Below are 15,975 nucleotides of genomic sequence, written 5' to 3'. Positions count from 1 at the left end.
ACCTCTTCCGCGTAGCTCAGTGGGTCCCCGAAAGCGCAACAGTACTAGCTGTACGTGACGGAGCGGACCCCCTCAGCACGTACCGCGGACCCGCTGGGCGCGTGCGGAGGCGTAGAGACATACGGCCGCGGCGGTCGCGAGGTTCAGACTCTCGGCCTTTCCGTGGATCGGCACCCGTACGACGGCGTCGGCGAGAGCGCGGGTCTCGGCCGGCAGCCCCCACGCCTCGTTGCCGAAGACCCAGGCGGTGGGAGCGCCCATGGTGCCCGCGTCCAGCTCGTCGTCGAGGTCCTGGTCGCCCGCGCCGTCGGCGGCGAGGATCCTTACACCGGCGTCCTTGAGCCCCTGGACGGCCAGCTCGACGGGGACACCGACGGCGACCGGCAGGTGGAACAGCGAGCCGGCCGAAGCCCGAACCGACTTCGGGTTGTACAGGTCGACCGAGGCGTCGGTGAGGACGACGGCGTCGGCGCCCGCCGCGTCGGCGCAGCGCAGCACCGTACCGGCGTTCCCGGGGTCGCGGACGTGGGCGAGGACGGCGACGAGCCGGGGCCGGCTCCGCAGGATGTCCTCGAACGGCGAGTCGAGGAAGCGGCAGACGCCCAGCAGCCCCTGCGGGGTGACGGTCTGGGACACCTCGGCGAGCACCGTGTCGGGCGCGAAGTGGATCCGGGCGCCGGTGGCGCGCGCGGCCTCGACGATGTCGGCGTGGCGCTCGGCGGCCTCGGTGGTGGTGAACAGCTCGGTCAGCGTGGGCTCGCCGCCGTCCGCGCGGTGGGCCACCGCCTCACGTACGGCCTGCGGCCCCTCGGCGATGAACCGGCGTTCCTTGCCGCGGAAGGCCCGCTTGGCGAGCCGCCGCGCGGCCGTGACACGCGGGGAGCGCGGGGAGATCAGCTCGGGGGTGGCCATCGGCGGCGGACTCACTTCTCGTGGCGGGGTACGGGGTGGAACGCGCCGGACCCGCAGGCGTGATGCCTGCGGGTCCGGAGGGAGAGCACATGCTGCCTGACGGGTCAGGCGGCGGCCTTCGGAGCGTTGACGTCGCTCGGGAGGGCCTTCTGGGCGACCTCGACCAGCGCGGCGAACGCGTTGGCGTCGTTGACGGCCAGCTCGGCGAGGATCTTGCGGTCGACCTCGACGTTGGCGGCCTTCAGACCCTGGATGAAGCGGTTGTAGGTGATGCCGTTGGCGCGGGCGGCGGCGTTGATCCGCTGGATCCACAGCTGACGGAAGTCGCCCTTGCGCTTCTTGCGGTCGTTGTAGTTGTAAACGAGGGAGTGGGTGACCTGCTCCTTCGCCTTCCGGTACAGGCGCGAGCGCTGGCCGCGGTAACCGCTGGCCGCCTCGAGGATTGCCCGGCGCTTCTTGTGGGCGTTGACTGCCCGCTTGACGCGTGCCACGTGTTAACTCCTTGTAGCGGGACCGTGGTGGTACTCACACGGTCCGGAAACGAATGGGTCCCGGTCCTGCGCCGCGCCCCCGGTCACCGGGGGCGGCGGCGTCACTTGCCGAGAAGCTTCTTGATCTTCTTGGCGTCGCCCGGGGCCATCTCGGCGTTGCCGGTGAGGCGACGCGTCAGCCGCGACGACTTGTGCTCGAGCAGGTGGCGCTTGCCGGCCCGCTCCCGCAGCACCTTGCCGGAGCCGGTGATCTTGAAGCGCTTGCTGGCACCGCTGTGCGTCTTGTTCTTCGGCATGGCGCCGCTCTCTCCTCGTCGGTGGCGCTCCCAGCCGGTCGGATTCGACCGGCGCGCGGGCGCGTCAGATCTCTGGTGTGTGGTTCCGGGCGGAGCCGGGGGTCGCCTGGGTGGCGACCCCGCGGATCACGCGTCGGAAGATGCCTCGGCGGGAGCTTCGGCGGCGGCTTCGGCCGTGGCCTCGCCCGTCGCGTCCGCCGACTCCTCGGTCGCGTGGCCCTGACGCTCGGCCTTGCGGGCGGCCTGCGCCTCGCGAGCCTCGGCCATGGCCTCGGTCTTCTTCTTGTGCGGGCCCAGAACCATGATCATGTTCCGGCCGTCCTGCTTCGGGTTGGACTCGATGAAGCCGAGTTCCTCCACGTCCGAGGCAAGCCGCTGGAGCAGTCGGAAGCCAAGCTCGGGACGGGACTGCTCACGACCGCGGAACATGATCGTGATCTTGACCTTGTCCCCCTGCTTGAGGAACCGGACGACGTGACCCTTCTTGGTGTCATAGTCGTGCGGGTCGATCTTCGGCCGGAGCTTCATTTCCTTGATGACCGTGTGCGCCTGGTTCTTGCGCGCCTCACGGGCCTTCATGGCCGACTCGTACTTGAACTTCCCGTAGTCCATGAGCTTGCACACGGGCGGACGGGCTGTCGCCGCGACCTCGACCAGGTCCAGGTCGTACTCCTGTGCGAGTTCCAGGGCCTTGGCGAGCGGCACAATGCCCACCTGCTCGCCACTGGGACCGACAAGTCGCACTTCGGGAACGCGAATCCGGTCGTTGATGCGGGGCTCGGCGCTGATGGATCCTCCTCGGTAGCACCACACGACTGTCTGGCAGACAGCCGCGTAACGTCTGTTGACAGACCAACCGCGGCGGAACATAGAAAAGGCCCCGGACGGCACACAGGCAGCAGCTCCTTGAATACCGGAGCACCGCCGTGCACGAATCACGGGGCGCATCGGGCGGTTCCATCGTCCGTACGGAACGATGGGCACCACCTGACCGGTGACCCGCCGCCCGCGGAGGGCAGCCAGGTGGGAGATCGGAGCCTCCACTTGTGGGCCGGGCACACGCGTGTCCGGCCGGTCGTTACTCCAGGTTAGCAGCTCCCCCGGGCGGGCGCTAACCCGCTGCGTCCGGCCGGCTCCGCGCTCCGCCGCCCCGCTCCCGGGGACGGAAGCGCCCCGGCGTACGCCTATCGTGTGACGCATGAGCGACGCGACGACCCCACCCGAAGAATCTCCCGGCTACGACGCCATGGCCCGCGACATCGCGGAGGTCCCCGCCGTCGAGGTGATCGTCACGGTCGCGGTGAATCTGATGAGCGCGGCGGCCGTGAAGCTCGGGCTGACCGAGGAGGGCGACGCGCACAAGGACCTGGACGAGGCGCGCAAGCTCGTCCACGCGCTGGCCGGGCTGATGGACGCGAGCGCGACGGAGATCAGCTCCTTCCACGCGGCGCCGCTGCGCGACGGGCTGAAGTCGCTCCAGCTGGCCTTCCGGGAGGCGTCGCTCGTACCGGACGAGCCGGGTCAGGGCCCCGGGGAGAAGTACACGGGTCCGGTCTACGGCTGACGGCGCACGGCCGAGCGGGCCGCTCGGCTCCGCTCCGTCACCCGCGTATCCGTCACCCGCGCACGTAAAGGGGCTCGCCGGGCGGCGTGGCCTCGGCCGGCAGCAGTGCCAGGTCGAGTCCGCGCACCAGGCGGGCCCTCAGCACGTCGTCGGCCGCGAGCGCCTCGGCGATCCGGCGCGCGGTCTCGGCCTGCGGCGCGGCCGGGTCCAGGACGAGCGCGAGGATGCCGTCCGCGCTGCCCGGCCCGAGATACGCGCGCAGGACGGCGGTCTCGGCGGCGACGGCCGACCGTACGGCGGCGGTGACCGCCGGATCGTCCAGCGGGTCGGCGCTGGCCCGGCCCTCGGCGAGGGCCAGCAGGCCGGGGCCGGTGAGCTGGTACGTGACGGGCCCGGCCAGATCCAGCACCAGGGTGTCGGCCTTCTCGTGCGCGGCGGCTCGGAGCGCCTGGTGCAGCGGTACGGCCACGGGCCTGGCCCCGGCGTCCCAGCGGGTCAGCGCCTCGGTGGAGGTGAAGGCCGGCAGCGCCCGCCGGTCCCCCGACCGGAGCGTGGGCACGGCCATGTCGCTGTTCTTCTCCCGGCGCAGCCCGTTCTCGTCCTCCTCCGTCTCGCCGAGCACGGCGACGATGGGGACCAGCAGCCGGGCGTCCTTGAGCGCCGCCAGCACCCGCCCCTCGGCCCCCTCGGCGGTCCGGTCCTCGGCCCAGGCGGCGAGGGCCGCGGCGAGGGCGGGATCGGCGGTGCCGTCGTCGTCGGAGAAAGCGGATGCGGGGATGTTCTTGAGCGCCACGGGACGAGAGTAGACGGCGCCGGGGAACGTAGGGTCGTCGGGTGGATCTCTCGGTCGCCGCTTACGGCATGGACAGCGGGCGGGCGGTGGCGCACGGCGCGGACCGGGAGTACGTCACGGCCAGTGTGGTGAAGGTGGCGGTCCTCGCGGCGCTGCTGCTGCGGGCGCGGGACACCGGCGGGTGGCTGAGCGGCGAGGAGGAGCGTCTCGCGGCGGCCATGATCGAACGTAGTGACAACGACGCGGCGACGGCGCTGCGGGCGGCGGCCGGGGGTGTGGCGGGGCTGGACGCGGCGCACACGCGGCTGGGCATGACCCGGACGGCGGCGGCGCCCGCCTGGGGGCTGACCCGGACCACCGCGCACGACCAGCTGACGCTGCTGAAGGCGGTGTTCGGCGTGGATCCGGCGCTGGACGAGCGGTCGCGCCGCTGTCTGGTGAGGCTGATGGGCCGGGTGGTGCCGGGACAGGACTGGGGTGTGTCGGCGGCCGGCGGGGGCGGCGGCTGGGCGCTCAAGAACGGCTGGCTGCCGAGGGGCGCGGACGGGCTGTGGGTGGTGCACTCGGTGGGGCGGGTGCGGGGGTGTCTGGTCGCGGTCCTGTCGGACGGCCATCCTTCTTTGGAGGCGGGCATCGCCCGGGTCGAGGAGGCGGCGGTCGAGGCGGTCCGGGCCGTGGGGGCGGTCACCGGCGGTGCGGACGGCGCGGGCGACGCGGACCGGGGAGCTTGAGCGGCGCCTCAGCCCAGGGAGCCGGGTACGCCGATCCTTCGGACGCCGCGGCGCCACAGCAGCACCGCGCCGACGAGCAGCAGCGCCCCCGCCGCGCCCGCCGTGGGCGCGATCCAGGCGGCCGGTTCCGGGTCCTCGCGTGCGACGTCGGGGCCGTGGCCGAAGTACCGCTTGCCGTAGCTCGCGGCGCCCGCCGCCTCGCTCCTCAGGTCCGTACGGGGCAGCTTCGCGCCGGCCGCGATCGCGGCGGCGGGGTCGACCATTCCGTACCCCCTGGCGTCGTCGCGGCCGTCCTTCGGCGCGTCGCGCGCGGTGTCCGCGAGGAGCTTCTTGATCTGCGCGGGGGTGAGATCGGGGTGGGCCGAGCGGATGAGGGCGACCGCGCCCGAGACGAACGCGGCGGCGGCGCTGGTGCCCCAGCCCTCGTAGTAGCGGCGGTCGGGATCGGCGATGACGACGTCCACCCCGGGCGCGCTGACGGTGGCGTACCAGCGGCGGGTGGAGAAGGCCGCGTGGGTGCCGTAGCGGTCGACCGCCGTCACGGCGATCACGCCGGGGTAGGCGGCCGGGTACGAGATGTTGTCGCCCTTCTCGCCCCCGTTGCCCGCCGAGGCGACGACCACGGCCCCCTTGGCCAGGGCGTACTGGACGGCCGCGTCCTCGCCCGCTTCCGGGTGGGCGGACTCGCTGTCGTCGCCCAGGGAGAGGTTGATGACGTCGGCGCCCTGGTCGGCGGCCCACCGTATGCCCTCGGCGAGTGCTCCTCCTTTGGAGGAGCGTGCCTTCGCCCTGGCCGGGTCGGTGCCTTCGAGGATGACGCGGACGGGCAGGATCTTCGCCTCGGGCGCGATCCCCAGGACGCCGTCGGACCGGTCGAAGCCGTGGCCGTGTCCCGCGATGATCCCGGCCATGGCGGTGCCGTGCCTGGCCCAGGAGCGGTCGCCGCGTACCGCGCCGAAGCCGATCAGGTCCTTGCCCGCCAGCACCTGTCCCTCCAGGTCGGGATGGGTGTCGTCGACGCCGGTGTCCAGGACGGCGACCGTGATGCCCGTGCCCTGGGCGCTGCGCCAGGCCGCGTCGGTGTGCATCGCTTCCAGCGCCCACTGCTGGATCCGGATCGCGTCGGCGTGCGCGGGGGTGGCGGGGACGAGGAGGAAGGACGCGGCGGCGAGAACGGCGGCGACGCGGTGGCGCCGGCGCCCGGCGGTCCTGCGGGGCATGGGAATCCTCGTCCTCGGGGGCGTCGGGGGCGTGTTCCGGGTCACCGGGGCTCCGCCGTGGGGGCGCTGACGGCCTTGCGGACCCCTCGTTCGATACGGTCGGCGATGCCTTTCGCCTCATGGCCGAGCCCCGACTGCGCGGGCGCGGTGGTGGCTCCGGAGGCCATGGCCTCGCCGGCGGACTGCGGGGCGGTGACCTTGCGGCCGTCCGCGAAGCCGGAGACGCCGTACACGACGACGGGTGCGTCGGTGAGGACGTTCACCGACCAGCTGGCGCGCTGCGGGTCGCCGAACCCGGCGGCGGGGGTGCCCTTGACGGGCAAGGCGCGGGGCATCAGATCGGCGCGCCGGTCGAGTTTCTCGTCCCGGAAGCGGGCGCGCAGGGCGTCCATGGCGGCCGCGTCGGCCTTGGTGAAGACGAGTCCTACGGTGGTGACGCTGCTGGAGGTGGCGTCGACGTAGGTGGCGCGCAGCACCCGCTCGCAGCCGACCGGGCCCACCGTCCTGAGCAGCAGGGGGTCGAGGGCGGCGGAGCAGTCGCTGTCGGGGGCGACACCGACCCGCGTCCAGTCGCGGTCGGCGCCTCCGGGCCCGGCGCCGCCGCCGTCGAGGGTGCGCGGGAAGAGGGTGTCGACGGGGACGCTGTGCCAGAGGGAGCGTGCCGTGCCGAAGGTGTCCTGGGTGGCGGGTTCGGCCGCCGAGTCGCCGGTGAGCCAGGTGCCGGTCGCGGCGCCGCCGATCAGTCCGAGGCCGAGCACACCGCAGACGAGGGCGGCGGCGGTCCTGCCGGGGTGCCGGGGCTGTACGGGCACCAGGCGGGCGTGTTCCTCGGGTGTCCCGGCGTTTGCCGGGGCCCAGGCGTAGGAGGGGTGCGGGGCCGGGAACGGCGTCTCGGCCGTGCGTATGGGAGGGACCCGCTGCGCGGGAGCGACCGGTGGAGCGGGAGGGACAGGAGGAGCGGGGGGGACCGGCGGAACGGGGGGCGCCGCAGGTACGGGAGGTGCGGGGACGGCGGGAGGTGCGGGGGTGGGAGCGCTCTCGTGGCCCGTACGGCCGCCTTCGGTCGACGCGGGCGCGGGCGCGGGGCGCGGCGGGCCGTACGCGCGCTGCCGGCCCGTCGTGACGGGGGGCGGGCCGAACGAGGTGCGCGGGCGCGGCGGAGCGGTGGCGCCGCGTGGATCGGCCACCGGGCGGCGCTGGTCGGCGGCGGGGCGCGGAGGTGTGGCGGGAGGTTTGGGGACCGAGGCGGGAGGCGCGGCGGCGGAGTGCTGCGGGGGGATCCGCAGCGGGCCGGTCACCGGGTGCGGACCGTCCGTCCGCCTGGCGGTGGCCGCCGGTCCGCCGGCGCGCGGGACGTCCGGCGCCGGTTCGTCGGGCGCGGTGGCGTCCGTGGCCGGTGGAGCCGTGGGGCGCGGCGGCACGGGCGCGCGGGGTGGTACGGCGGCGCGTGGTGCCTCGGTGCTCATCCGCCCCCCTGTGCCGCTGTCCTGACCGATCGGTTCACCGCATGACCGATCACCTTACGGAAGAGGCCCGTTCGACGCGGCGTGTGCGTCACTCTACGGGCTGGAGGGGGCCCGGCGGGAACGTCCGCGGAGGCCGGTGGTGATCTGCCCCGAACGTCCCCCTACCGTGCGGTAGCAGGCTCTGGCAGGCTGCGGGCCATGAATCCGCGCGCCACTGACCGGGCCAGGTACGACCGGGCCACCGCTCATCTCGACGCACCGCTCGCCGTCGTGGATCTGGAGGCGTTCGACGCGAACGCCGACGATCTCGTACGGCGGGCCGGCGGCAAACCGATTCGGGTGGCGAGCAAATCCGTACGCTGCCGCGCGATGCTGGAACGGGTCCTGGCCCGCGACGGGTTCGCGGGGATCATGTCGTTCACGCTGGCCGAGTCGCTGTGGCTGGCGCGGGCCGGGTTCCAGGACGTGCTGCTGGCCTATCCGTCGGCGGACCGCGCGTCCTACGCGGAGCTGGCCGGGGACCCGGAACTCGCCGCCGCCGTCACGGTGATGATCGACGATCCGGCCCAGCTGGATCTCATCGACGCGGCGCGCGAAGGCGGCCGGGAGGAGCTGAGAGTCTGTCTGGAACTGGACACGGCCCTGCGGCTGCTCGGCGGACGGGTCAGGATCGGCGCACTGCGTTCCCCGCTGAGCGAGCCGGCCCAACTGGCCGAGCTGGCCAGGTCGATAGCCCGCCGCCCCGGATTCCGGCTGGTCGGGCTCATGGCGTACGAAGGTCATATAGCCGGGGTGGGGGACACCCTGGTGGGACGCCCGTTGCGGTCACGGGTGATCAGAGCGATGCAGTCCACCGCCCGCCGCGAGCTGGTGGAGCGGCGCGCGGCGACGGTCCGCGCGGTGCGCAGCGTCGCGCCCGCCCTGGAGTTCGTCAACGGTGGCGGTACGGGCAGTGTCCAGCACACGGCCGCGGAGGACGCGGTGACGGAGATCGCCGCCGGCTCGGGCCTCTACGTTCCGCGGCTCTTCGACAACTACACATCGTTCACGGGCCGTCCCGCCGCGCTGTTCGCCCAGCCCGTGGTGCGCAGGCCGGGCGTCGGGGTGGTGACGGTGCTCGGCGGCGGTTATCCGGCGTCGGGGGCGGCGGGCCGGGACCGGCTTCCCGTGCCGTATCTGCCGGAGGGGCTGCGCTTCGACGGCCAGGAGGGCGCCGGTGAGGTGCAGACCCCGCTGCTCGGCTCGGCGGCCGACGATCTGCTGATCGGCGACAAGGTGTGGTTCCGCCACGCCAAGGCCGGTGAGCTGTGCGAGCGCTTCGACACCCTGCGGTTGGTGGAGGGCGACCAGGTGGTGGCGACCGTACCCACGTACCGGGGCGAGGGGCTGACGTTCCTGTGAGCCCGGTCTCGTGAGCCGGCGCGGGTCAAGAGCCGACGGAGCTGCCCACGCCGCCCGAGCCGTCCTCGATCTGCCGGATGCCCTTGGTGATCGTGTCCATTCCGCCGACCGGCGGTCCGTCGGGGCCCGCGTCGAAGGCGAAGCGCACGATGATCAGTGACTCGGAGCCGACCGCCGAGGGGAAGACCAGCGACTGGACGTAACCGCCGGGCCCGGCGCCGGTGGTGACCCGCCACCGCACCAGGTGTCCGGTGCGGCCCGCGACCACGGCGGGCCCGGAGGTGAGCGTCTTGTGCGACGTGATGCCGCCGTGGCGGCTGATGCCGAGGCCGTCCTTGCCGTACGCGGCCTCGGCGGCCTTGGAGATGTCCTCCTCGGCCAGGTCCTTGGCGGACGTGCCCTCGGCCCCGCTCGCCGTGCGGGAGGAGACCGTGCCGTGGCGGCAGGTGCCGCCCGATCCGGGGCAGTCGACCAGGTCGACCGTCTTCATGGTCGGGGCGTCGTCGGCTCCGTAGTCCGGCTCCTCCCAGCCGTCCAGGATGGGCAGGGTGATGCCGTTCAACTGGTCGACCAGGACGGTCGGGTCGTCGGCCGGTACGGCGTCGGGCTCCGTGCCGGAACCCGCGCTCGGGCTCTTCCCGTCCGTGCCCGGGGAGACTCCGGGCTCGCCGCTCCGCGCGGCCGCTCCGCCGTCCGCCCGGTCGTCGCCCCCGGGTGTGAGCACGCCGGTGACCAGTGCGGTGACGACCAGAGTGGCGACGAGCGCGCACGCGCCGACGATCCACCAGGTCCGGGCGGCGCCGCTCGGCGCCGCGGCAACCGTCTGTTGGCCCACCGCCATCGCGTACGGCTGCTGTCCCTGGCCGTACTGCCCCGGGAACGGGGGCTGGAACGAGGGCTGGACCGGGTACTGCTGGGGCTGTTCGGGCGGGACGGCCCCGCCGAGCGGGCGGGCGTGCGCGGTCCAGGCGGTCCCGTCCCACCAGCGTTCGGTGGACGGGACCGTCGGATCGGGATACCAGCCGGGCGGGGTCGTCATGCTCATGCCCTCAGCGTAGGTCCTGCCCGGCCCCCGCTGGCCAGGGCCCTACACCGGGGTGACGTACGCCCCCGCGATCCCGCCGTCGACCAGGAAGTCGGTGGCGTTCACGAAGGACGCGTCGTCGCTCGCGAGGAACGCGACCGCGGCCGCGATCTCCTCGGCGGCGGCGAAGCGCCCCACCGGGATGTGCACCAGCCGGCGCGCGGCCCGTTCCGGGTCCTTCGCGAACAGCTCCTGCAACAGGGGGGTGTTGACCGGCCCCGGGCACAGCGCGTTGACCCGGATCCCCTCCCGGGCGAACTGGACGCCCAGCTCCCGGGACATCGCGAGCACTCCGCCCTTGGACGCGGTGTAGGAGATCTGCGAGGTCGCCGCGCCCATCCGCGCCACGAAGGAGGCGGTGTTGATGATGGAGCCCCGGCCCTGGCGCCGCATGTAGGGGATCGCGGCCTTGCAGCACAGGTACACGGAGGTGAGGTTGACCTCCTGCACCCGCTTCCACGCGTCGAGGCCGGTGGTGAGGATCGAGTCGTCGTCGGGCGGCGAGATGCCCGCGTTGTTGAAGGCGATGTCGACGCTGCCGTAGGTGTCGTACGCGGTCCTGAACAGCGCCTCGACCTGCTCGGCGTCGGTTACGTCGACCTGGACGAAGGTCCCGCCGACCTCCTCGGCCGCGGCCTTGCCCGCGGTCGCGTCGATGTCGCCGCAGACGATGTGCGCGCCCTCGGAGGCGAGCCGCCGTGCGGTGGCGAGGCCGATGCCGCTGCCGGCACCGGTGATGACCGCCGTACGGCCCACGAGCCGGCGGCAGACGATGTCGTTCTGGGGAGCGGTCATGGGTTCAGGCCTCCGTGCTGATGAAGACGTTCTTGGTTTCCGTGAAAGCGGTGAGGGCGTCCGGCCCGAGTTCCCTGCCGAGTCCGGACTGTTTGTAGCCGCCGAACGGTGTCCCGTAGCGGACGGCGCTGTGCGAGTTGACGGACAGGTTCCCGGCGGCGACGGCGCGCGAGACCCGCAGCGCGCGGCCCACGTCCCGGGTCCAGATCGACCCGGCGAGTCCGTACTCGGTGGCGTTGGCCAGCCGGACGGCGTCCTCCTCGTCGTCGAAGGGCAGCACGACGGCGACCGGCCCGAAGACCTCCTCGGTGGCCACCGGGGAGTCGGCCGCCGCCGCGGTGAGGACGGTCGGGGCGAACCAGAAGCCGGGGCCGTCCGGCGCGCTGCCCCGGATGCCCTGCGCGCCGTCGGGGACGTAGGACCGTACCCGCTCCAGCTGGGCCGCCGAGATCAGCGGGCCCATCTGGGTCTTCTCGTCGGACGGGTCCCCGACGACGACGGACTCCACGGCGGGGGCGAGCAGTTCCAGGAACCGGTCGTGGACCTCGCGCTGGACGAGGATGCGGGTACGGGCGCAGCAGTCCTGCCCCGCGTTGTCCAGGAAGGACATCGGCGCGCCCGCGGCGGCCTGTTCGAGGTCGGAGTCGGCGAAGACGATGTTGGGGCTCTTGCCGCCGAGTTCGAGGGTCACCCGTTTCACGAGTGAGCTGCTCCTCGCCATGATCCGTTTGCCGACCCGGGTGGAGCCGGTGAATACGATCTTGGCGACGCCCGGGTGGTCGACCAGCGCCTCGCCCGCGACGTCACCGGCGCCGGGCAGGACCTGGAAGAGGCCCTCGGGGAGCCCGGCCTCCAGGGCGAGTTCGGCGAGCCTGAGCGCGGTGAGCGGGGTGGTCTCGGCGGGCTTGAGCAGGACGGCGTTGCCCGCGGCGAGCGCGGGGGCGGTGGCCCAGGCGGCGATCGGCATGGGGAAGTTCCACGGAGCGATCACCCCGATGACGCCGAGCGGTTCGAGCAGGGTGAGGTCGACTCCTCCGGCGACGGGGATCTGGCGGCCGGTCAGCCGCTCTACTCCCCCGGCGGAGTAGTCCAGCAGATCACGGACGTTGCCCGCCTCCCAGCGGGCGTTGCCGATGGTGTGACCGGCCTGGCGGACCTCGGTCCTGGCCAGTTCCTCGCTGTGTTCGTCGACGACGACGGCGAACCGGCGCAGGGCCCTGGCGCGGTCGGCGGGGGCGAGCGCCGCCCATCCGCGCTGGGCAGCGGCGGCCCGCCGTACCGCCGCGTCGACCTCGGCGGGGGTGGTCGCCGCGATGGTGGCGACGGTCTCCCCGGTGGCCGGGTTGAGGATGTGGTGTTCGGCCACGTGTTGTTCCCGCACGTCGTCCCTCACAGACGTTCGAAGGAGCGGCGAAGCTCCCAGTCGGTCACCGCGGCGTCGAATGCCTCCACCTCGACGCGCGCCATGTTGCGGTAGTGCGCCACCACTTCGTCGCCGAAGGCGGCGCGGGCGACGGGGCTGTCCTCCCAGAGCGCGGCGGCCTCGTGCAGGGTGGTGGGGACCTGCTCGTAACCGGCGCTGTAGGCGTTGCCGGCGCACTCCTCGGGGAGTTCGAGTTCGTGCTCGATGCCGTGCAGTCCGGCGGCGATCAGCCCGGCGACGGCGAGGTACGGGTTGACGTCCCCGCCCGGCAGCCGGTTCTCGAAGCGCATGGACCGGCCGTGTCCGACCACCCGCAGCGAGCAGGTGCGGTTGTCATAGCCCCAGGCGACGGCGGTGGGGGCGAAGGAGCCCGGCTGGAAGCGTTTGTACGAGTTGATGGTGGGCGCGTACAGCAGGGAGAAGTCCCGCAGCGCGGCGAGCTGGCCCGCGAGGAAGTGGCGCATCACGGGCGACATGCCGCCGGGGCCGTCCCCGGCCATGACATTGGTGCCGTGCGTGTCCTGGAGCGAGAGGTGGATATGGCAGGAGTTGCCTTCGCGCTCGTTGTACTTGGCCATGAAGGTGAGCGAGACGCCCTCCTGCGAGGCGATCTCCTTGGCGCCGGTCTTGTATATGGCGTGCTGGTCGCAGGTGACGAGCGCCTCGTCGTATTTGAAGGCGATCTCGTGCTGGCCGGGGTTGCACTCGCCCTTGGCGGACTCGACGGTCAGTCCGGCGGTGGCCATCTCGTTGCGGATCCGGCGCAGCAGGGGTTCGACCCGTCCGGTGCCGAGGATGGAGTAGTCGACGTTGTACTGGTTGGCGGGGGTCAGCCCCCGGTAGTCGCTGTCCCAGGCCTGCTCGTAGCTGTCCTTGAAGACGATGAACTCCAGCTCCGTGCCGACGTGCGCGGTGAAGCCGTGTTCGGCGAGGCGCTCCAGCTGGCGGCGGAGGATCTGGCGGGGCGCGGCGACGACGGGCGAGCCGTCGTGCCAGGCGAGGTCGGCGACGAGCATCGCCGTGCCCTCGTTCCAGGGGACGCGGCGCAGGGTGGAGAGGTCGGGGCGCATGGCGAAGTCGCCGTAGCCGCGGTCCCAGGAGGACATCGCGTATCCGTCGACGGTGTTCATCTCGGTGTCGACGGCGAGAAGGTAGTTGCAGCCCTCGGTGCCGTGCTCCAGGACGTCGTCGAGGAAGAACGGAGCGGCGAACCGCTTGCCCTGGAGCCGGCCCTGCATGTCGGGGAAGGCCAGGACGACCGTGTCGATCTCACCGCTCGCCACGAGGACACGCAGTTCCTCGACGCTGAGCGGGGGTGTGCGGTCTGCCACGGGGTTACTCCTCCTTCGGTCAGCCGGAAGCCATAAGGTATGCCTGTAGACCATTGATTGGGAAGGGGAAACGGCGACGTGGCGAAGAAGGACGAGCCGACCGACCCGACGGAGGCGGATCCGCTGACTCCGGTACTGCGGCCCGTACGGGCGGGCAACGGCTTCGAGGAGGCGCTGGAGCAGATCCTCCGGATCGTCCGGCTCGGACTGGTGGCGGGCGGCGAACGGCTGCCCGCCGAGCGGGAGTTGGCCGAGCGGCTGGGGATCAGCCGGGTCACGCTCCGCGAGGTGCTCAAGGTCCTCCAGGACCAGGGGCTGCTGGAGAGCCGGCGCGGCAGGTACGGCGGGACGTTCGTGCGGCCGAGGCCCGACGCGCCTGCCCTGGGCGCCGAGGAGGAGCTGCGGCGCCGGGTGGCGGGCGTGGACATCGAGGACGTGCTGCGCTTCCGCGAGGTGCTGGAGGTCGGCGCGGCGGGGCTGTGCGCGGCGGACGGGCTGAGCGGGGAGCGGGCGCGGCGGCTGCGGGCGGCGCTGGCCGCGACCCGTGACGCGCCCCTGGCGGAGTACCGCAGGCTGGACACGCTGCTGCATCTCACCCTCGCCGAGCTGTCCGGGTCCGCGACCCTGACCGAGCAGTACGCGGCCGTCCGGGCGTCGGTGAACGATCTGCTGGACTGCATTCCGCTGCTCGTGCGGAACCTGGAGCACTCGCAGCGCCAGCACACGGCGCTGGTGGAGGCGGTTCTCGACGGGGACGCGGACGGGGCGCGCGAGATCGCCCGCGAGCACTGCGGCGGTACGGCGGCGCTGCTGCGGGGCTTCCTCAGCTGAGCGCCGGACCACCCCGGCCGCCCGATCCGGGTCGGGATCCGTGCCCGTGCGCCGCCCCCGTCCGATCCGTAACAACCGTTTAACGCATGAGCCTTGCGCGCGGCCATCCGGAGCGTAAAGGTGTGGCCTCACACCTTTACCCCGAGGCAGGAGCAGCTCATGTCCGACGGCACCGACGCGCTCACCCCACCGGCCGACACGGCCGACGGCGCCGACCAGCGGGACACCGACTATCTGAAACGGCGGGCGCTGCGGCGCGGCAGTGCGGGCTGGCTGCTGCTGACCGGTCTCGGGGTCGCCTATGTCGTCTCCGGGGACTTCTCCGGCTGGAACATCGGCCTCTCCGAGGGGGGCTTCGGCGGTCTCGCGATCGCCATGGTGCTGATGGGGGTGATGTACGCGTGCCTCGTCTTCTCGCTCGCCGAACTGTCCGCCATCCTGCCCACGGCGGGCGGCGGCTACGGCTTCGCCCGGCGCGCGCTCGGCACCTGGGGCGGATTCCTCACCGGCACGGCGATCCTCATCGAATACATCCTGGCTCCGGCCGCGATCTCCATCTTCATCGGTGAGTACGTCGAATCACTCCATCTCTTCGGTCTGACGGCCGGCTGGCCGGTCTATCTGGCCTGTTTCGTGATCTTCATCGGCATTCATCTCTGGGGCGTCGGCGAGGCGCTGCGCTTCAGCCTGGTGGTGACGGCCGTCGCGGTGGCGGCGCTGCTGATCTTCGCGGTCGGCGCCTTCACCGAATTCGACGCGAGCGGTCTCAACGACATCCCCGTGGACGAGGCCGCGTTCGGCTCGAACTCGTGGCTGCCGTTCGGTGTGCTGGGCATCTGGGCGGCGTTCCCGTTCGGCATGTGGTTCTTCCTGGGGGTGGAGGGGGTGCCGCTGGCCGCCGAGGAGGCCAAGGACCCGGTGCGTTCCATGCCGAAGGCGCTGTCGATCGCCATGGGCGTGCTCGTCCTGCTGGCGCTGGTGACCTTCTTCGCCGCGACGGGGGCGCGCGGCTCGGCCGCCGTCCAGGAGGCGGGCAATCCGCTGGTGGTCGCGCTCCAGGGGGACGGCGACCCGACTCCGCTGAGCCGGTTCGTGAACTACGCGGGTCTCGCCGGGCTCGTCGCGTCGTTCTTCTCCCTGATCTACGCCGGGTCCCGGCAGCTGTTCGCGCTCTCGCGCGCGGGCTATCTGCCCCGGTTCCTTTCCCTCACGAGCGGCCGCAAAGCCCCCTATCTGGGTCTGCTGATCCCCGGCGCGATCGGTTTCGCGCTGGCGGCGGCCACCGGGGACGGCGGCCGGATGCTGAACGTGGCGGTGTTCGGCGCGACCATCTCGTACTCCCTGATGGCCCTGTCCCATCTCGTGCTGCGCCGCCGCGAGCCGGACCTCCCCCGCCCGTACCGCACGCCCGGCGGGATGGTCACCTCCGGCGTGGCGTTCGTACTGGCGCTGTCCGCGCTGGTCGCGACGTTCCTGGTGGACAAGGACGCGGCCTTCATCGCGCTCGGGGTCTATGTCGTCGCCCTCGCCTACTTCACCTTCTACAGTCGGCACCGGCTGGTGGCCGCGGCTCCCGAGGAGGAGTTCGCGGCGCTGGCCGCGGCCGAGGCCGAACTCGAACGGGACCGATAGTGCGA

The 15,975-nt window shown here is 72.7% G+C and carries 17 protein-coding genes; 6 read left to right on the top strand and 11 right to left on the bottom strand.

Annotated features, from left to right (window positions below):
• Positions 1-72: 72 nt before the first annotated feature.
• The 4 genes from OG627_RS29150 to infC form a co-directional block, all read right to left on the bottom strand.
• Positions 73-912 carry a TrmH family RNA methyltransferase gene (locus OG627_RS29150; RefSeq protein ID WP_329070115.1) on the bottom strand — a complete coding sequence of 280 codons (840 nt, stop codon included), beginning with the start codon at positions 910-912 and terminating at the stop codon, positions 73-75.
• A gap of 104 nt (positions 913-1,016) precedes the next feature.
• Positions 1,017-1,403 (bottom strand): 50S ribosomal protein L20, encoded by a 387-nt coding sequence (gene rplT / locus OG627_RS29145; protein ID WP_114626556.1) that lies wholly within the window; start codon positions 1,401-1,403, stop codon positions 1,017-1,019.
• Between the two features lie 101 nt (positions 1,404-1,504).
• Positions 1,505-1,699, bottom strand: a complete 195-nt coding sequence (rpmI, locus tag OG627_RS29140; RefSeq protein ID WP_030560333.1) for a 50S ribosomal protein L35 — start codon at positions 1,697-1,699, stop codon at positions 1,505-1,507.
• 126 nt (positions 1,700-1,825) lie between these two features.
• On the bottom strand, positions 1,826-2,512 hold the full coding sequence (gene infC / locus OG627_RS29135) for a translation initiation factor IF-3 (protein WP_114626555.1): 687 nt from the start codon (positions 2,510-2,512) through the stop codon (positions 1,826-1,828).
• Positions 2,513-2,897: 385 nt separating this feature from the next.
• Here infC and OG627_RS29130 point away from each other — a divergent pair, with 385 nt between their 5' ends.
• The gene (locus OG627_RS29130; protein WP_329070107.1) at positions 2,898-3,263 is read left to right on the top strand and encodes a DUF1844 domain-containing protein; all 366 of its coding nucleotides are present in this window, start codon (positions 2,898-2,900) and stop codon (positions 3,261-3,263) included.
• Between the two features lie 52 nt (positions 3,264-3,315).
• On the opposite strand, the gene OG627_RS29125 is transcribed toward OG627_RS29130, so the two are convergent.
• The gene (locus tag OG627_RS29125) at positions 3,316-4,056 is read right to left on the bottom strand and encodes an SseB family protein (protein ID WP_329070105.1); all 741 of its coding nucleotides are present in this window, start codon (positions 4,054-4,056) and stop codon (positions 3,316-3,318) included.
• Between the two features lie 41 nt (positions 4,057-4,097).
• Here OG627_RS29125 and OG627_RS29120 point away from each other — a divergent pair, with 41 nt between their 5' ends.
• Complete coding sequence (locus OG627_RS29120; RefSeq protein ID WP_329070103.1) at positions 4,098-4,787, top strand: serine hydrolase; 690 nt, start codon at positions 4,098-4,100, stop codon at positions 4,785-4,787.
• 8 nt (positions 4,788-4,795) lie between these two features.
• On the opposite strand, the gene mycP is transcribed toward OG627_RS29120, so the two are convergent.
• Positions 4,796-6,007, bottom strand: a complete 1,212-nt coding sequence (gene mycP, locus OG627_RS29115; protein WP_329070101.1) for a type VII secretion-associated serine protease mycosin — start codon at positions 6,005-6,007, stop codon at positions 4,796-4,798.
• A gap of 41 nt (positions 6,008-6,048) precedes the next feature.
• Complete coding sequence (locus OG627_RS29110; protein ID WP_365385499.1) at positions 6,049-6,912, bottom strand: hypothetical protein; 864 nt, start codon at positions 6,910-6,912, stop codon at positions 6,049-6,051.
• A 121-nt stretch (positions 6,913-7,033) separates the two neighbouring features.
• Between OG627_RS29110 and OG627_RS29105 the strand changes: the two genes are divergently transcribed.
• Positions 7,034-7,498: a hypothetical protein gene (locus tag OG627_RS29105; RefSeq protein ID WP_329070097.1), complete on the top strand. Its 465-nt coding sequence runs from the start codon at positions 7,034-7,036 to the stop codon at positions 7,496-7,498.
• 173 nt (positions 7,499-7,671) lie between these two features.
• On the top strand, positions 7,672-8,874 hold the full coding sequence (locus OG627_RS29100) for an amino acid deaminase/aldolase (protein ID WP_329070095.1): 1,203 nt from the start codon (positions 7,672-7,674) through the stop codon (positions 8,872-8,874).
• 25 nt (positions 8,875-8,899) lie between these two features.
• On the opposite strand, the gene OG627_RS29095 is transcribed toward OG627_RS29100, so the two are convergent.
• From OG627_RS29095 to OG627_RS29080, 4 genes are read right to left on the bottom strand one after another with little or no spacing between them, the layout of a single operon-like run.
• Positions 8,900-9,919, bottom strand: coding sequence for a DUF2510 domain-containing protein (locus OG627_RS29095; RefSeq protein WP_329070093.1), 1,020 nt, complete (start codon positions 9,917-9,919; stop codon positions 8,900-8,902).
• 42 nt (positions 9,920-9,961) lie between these two features.
• Positions 9,962-10,753, bottom strand: coding sequence for a 3-oxoacyl-ACP reductase (locus OG627_RS29090; RefSeq protein WP_329070091.1), 792 nt, complete (start codon positions 10,751-10,753; stop codon positions 9,962-9,964).
• Positions 10,754-10,757: 4 nt separating this feature from the next.
• The gene (locus OG627_RS29085; protein WP_329070089.1) at positions 10,758-12,119 is read right to left on the bottom strand and encodes an aldehyde dehydrogenase family protein; all 1,362 of its coding nucleotides are present in this window, start codon (positions 12,117-12,119) and stop codon (positions 10,758-10,760) included.
• Between the two features lie 23 nt (positions 12,120-12,142).
• Positions 12,143-13,507 (bottom strand): glutamine synthetase family protein, encoded by a 1,365-nt coding sequence (locus OG627_RS29080; RefSeq protein WP_329070087.1) that lies wholly within the window; start codon positions 13,505-13,507, stop codon positions 12,143-12,145.
• Between the two features lie 78 nt (positions 13,508-13,585).
• On the opposite strand from OG627_RS29080, the gene OG627_RS29075 reads away from it, so the two are divergent.
• Together OG627_RS29075 and eat are read left to right on the top strand one after the other, a co-directional pair.
• Positions 13,586-14,338: a FadR/GntR family transcriptional regulator gene (locus OG627_RS29075; RefSeq protein ID WP_329070085.1), complete on the top strand. Its 753-nt coding sequence runs from the start codon at positions 13,586-13,588 to the stop codon at positions 14,336-14,338.
• A 159-nt stretch (positions 14,339-14,497) separates the two neighbouring features.
• On the top strand, positions 14,498-15,970 hold the full coding sequence (gene eat, locus OG627_RS29070; RefSeq protein ID WP_329070082.1) for an ethanolamine permease: 1,473 nt from the start codon (positions 14,498-14,500) through the stop codon (positions 15,968-15,970).
• The last annotated feature ends 5 nt before the right edge of the window (positions 15,971-15,975 follow it).

The sequence above is a fragment of the Streptomyces sp. NBC_01429 genome, from assembly GCF_036231945.1.
Taxonomy (GTDB): Bacteria; Actinomycetota; Actinomycetes; order Streptomycetales; family Streptomycetaceae; genus Streptomyces.
Note: the sequence above shows the minus strand (reverse complement) of the source record. Positions and strands in the feature narration are given on the sequence as shown.

Excerpts from the sequence above, each read along its gene's own strand:
- OG627_RS29150 (WP_329070115.1), bottom strand. The coding sequence starts at position 912 with ATGGCCACCCCCGAGCTGATCTCCCCGCGCTCCCCGCGTGTCACGGCC.
- rpmI (WP_030560333.1), bottom strand. The coding sequence starts at position 1,699 with ATGCCGAAGAACAAGACGCACAGCGGTGCCAGCAAGCGCTTCAAGATC.
- OG627_RS29130 (WP_329070107.1), top strand. The coding sequence starts at position 2,898 with ATGAGCGACGCGACGACCCCACCCGAAGAATCTCCCGGCTACGACGCC.
- mycP (WP_329070101.1), bottom strand. The coding sequence starts at position 6,007 with ATGCCCCGCAGGACCGCCGGGCGCCGGCGCCACCGCGTCGCCGCCGTT.
- OG627_RS29100 (WP_329070095.1), top strand. The coding sequence starts at position 7,672 with ATGAATCCGCGCGCCACTGACCGGGCCAGGTACGACCGGGCCACCGCT.
- OG627_RS29095 (WP_329070093.1), bottom strand. The coding sequence starts at position 9,919 with ATGAGCATGACGACCCCGCCCGGCTGGTATCCCGATCCGACGGTCCCG.
- OG627_RS29090 (WP_329070091.1), bottom strand. The coding sequence starts at position 10,753 with ATGACCGCTCCCCAGAACGACATCGTCTGCCGCCGGCTCGTGGGCCGT.
- eat (WP_329070082.1), top strand. The coding sequence starts at position 14,498 with ATGTCCGACGGCACCGACGCGCTCACCCCACCGGCCGACACGGCCGAC.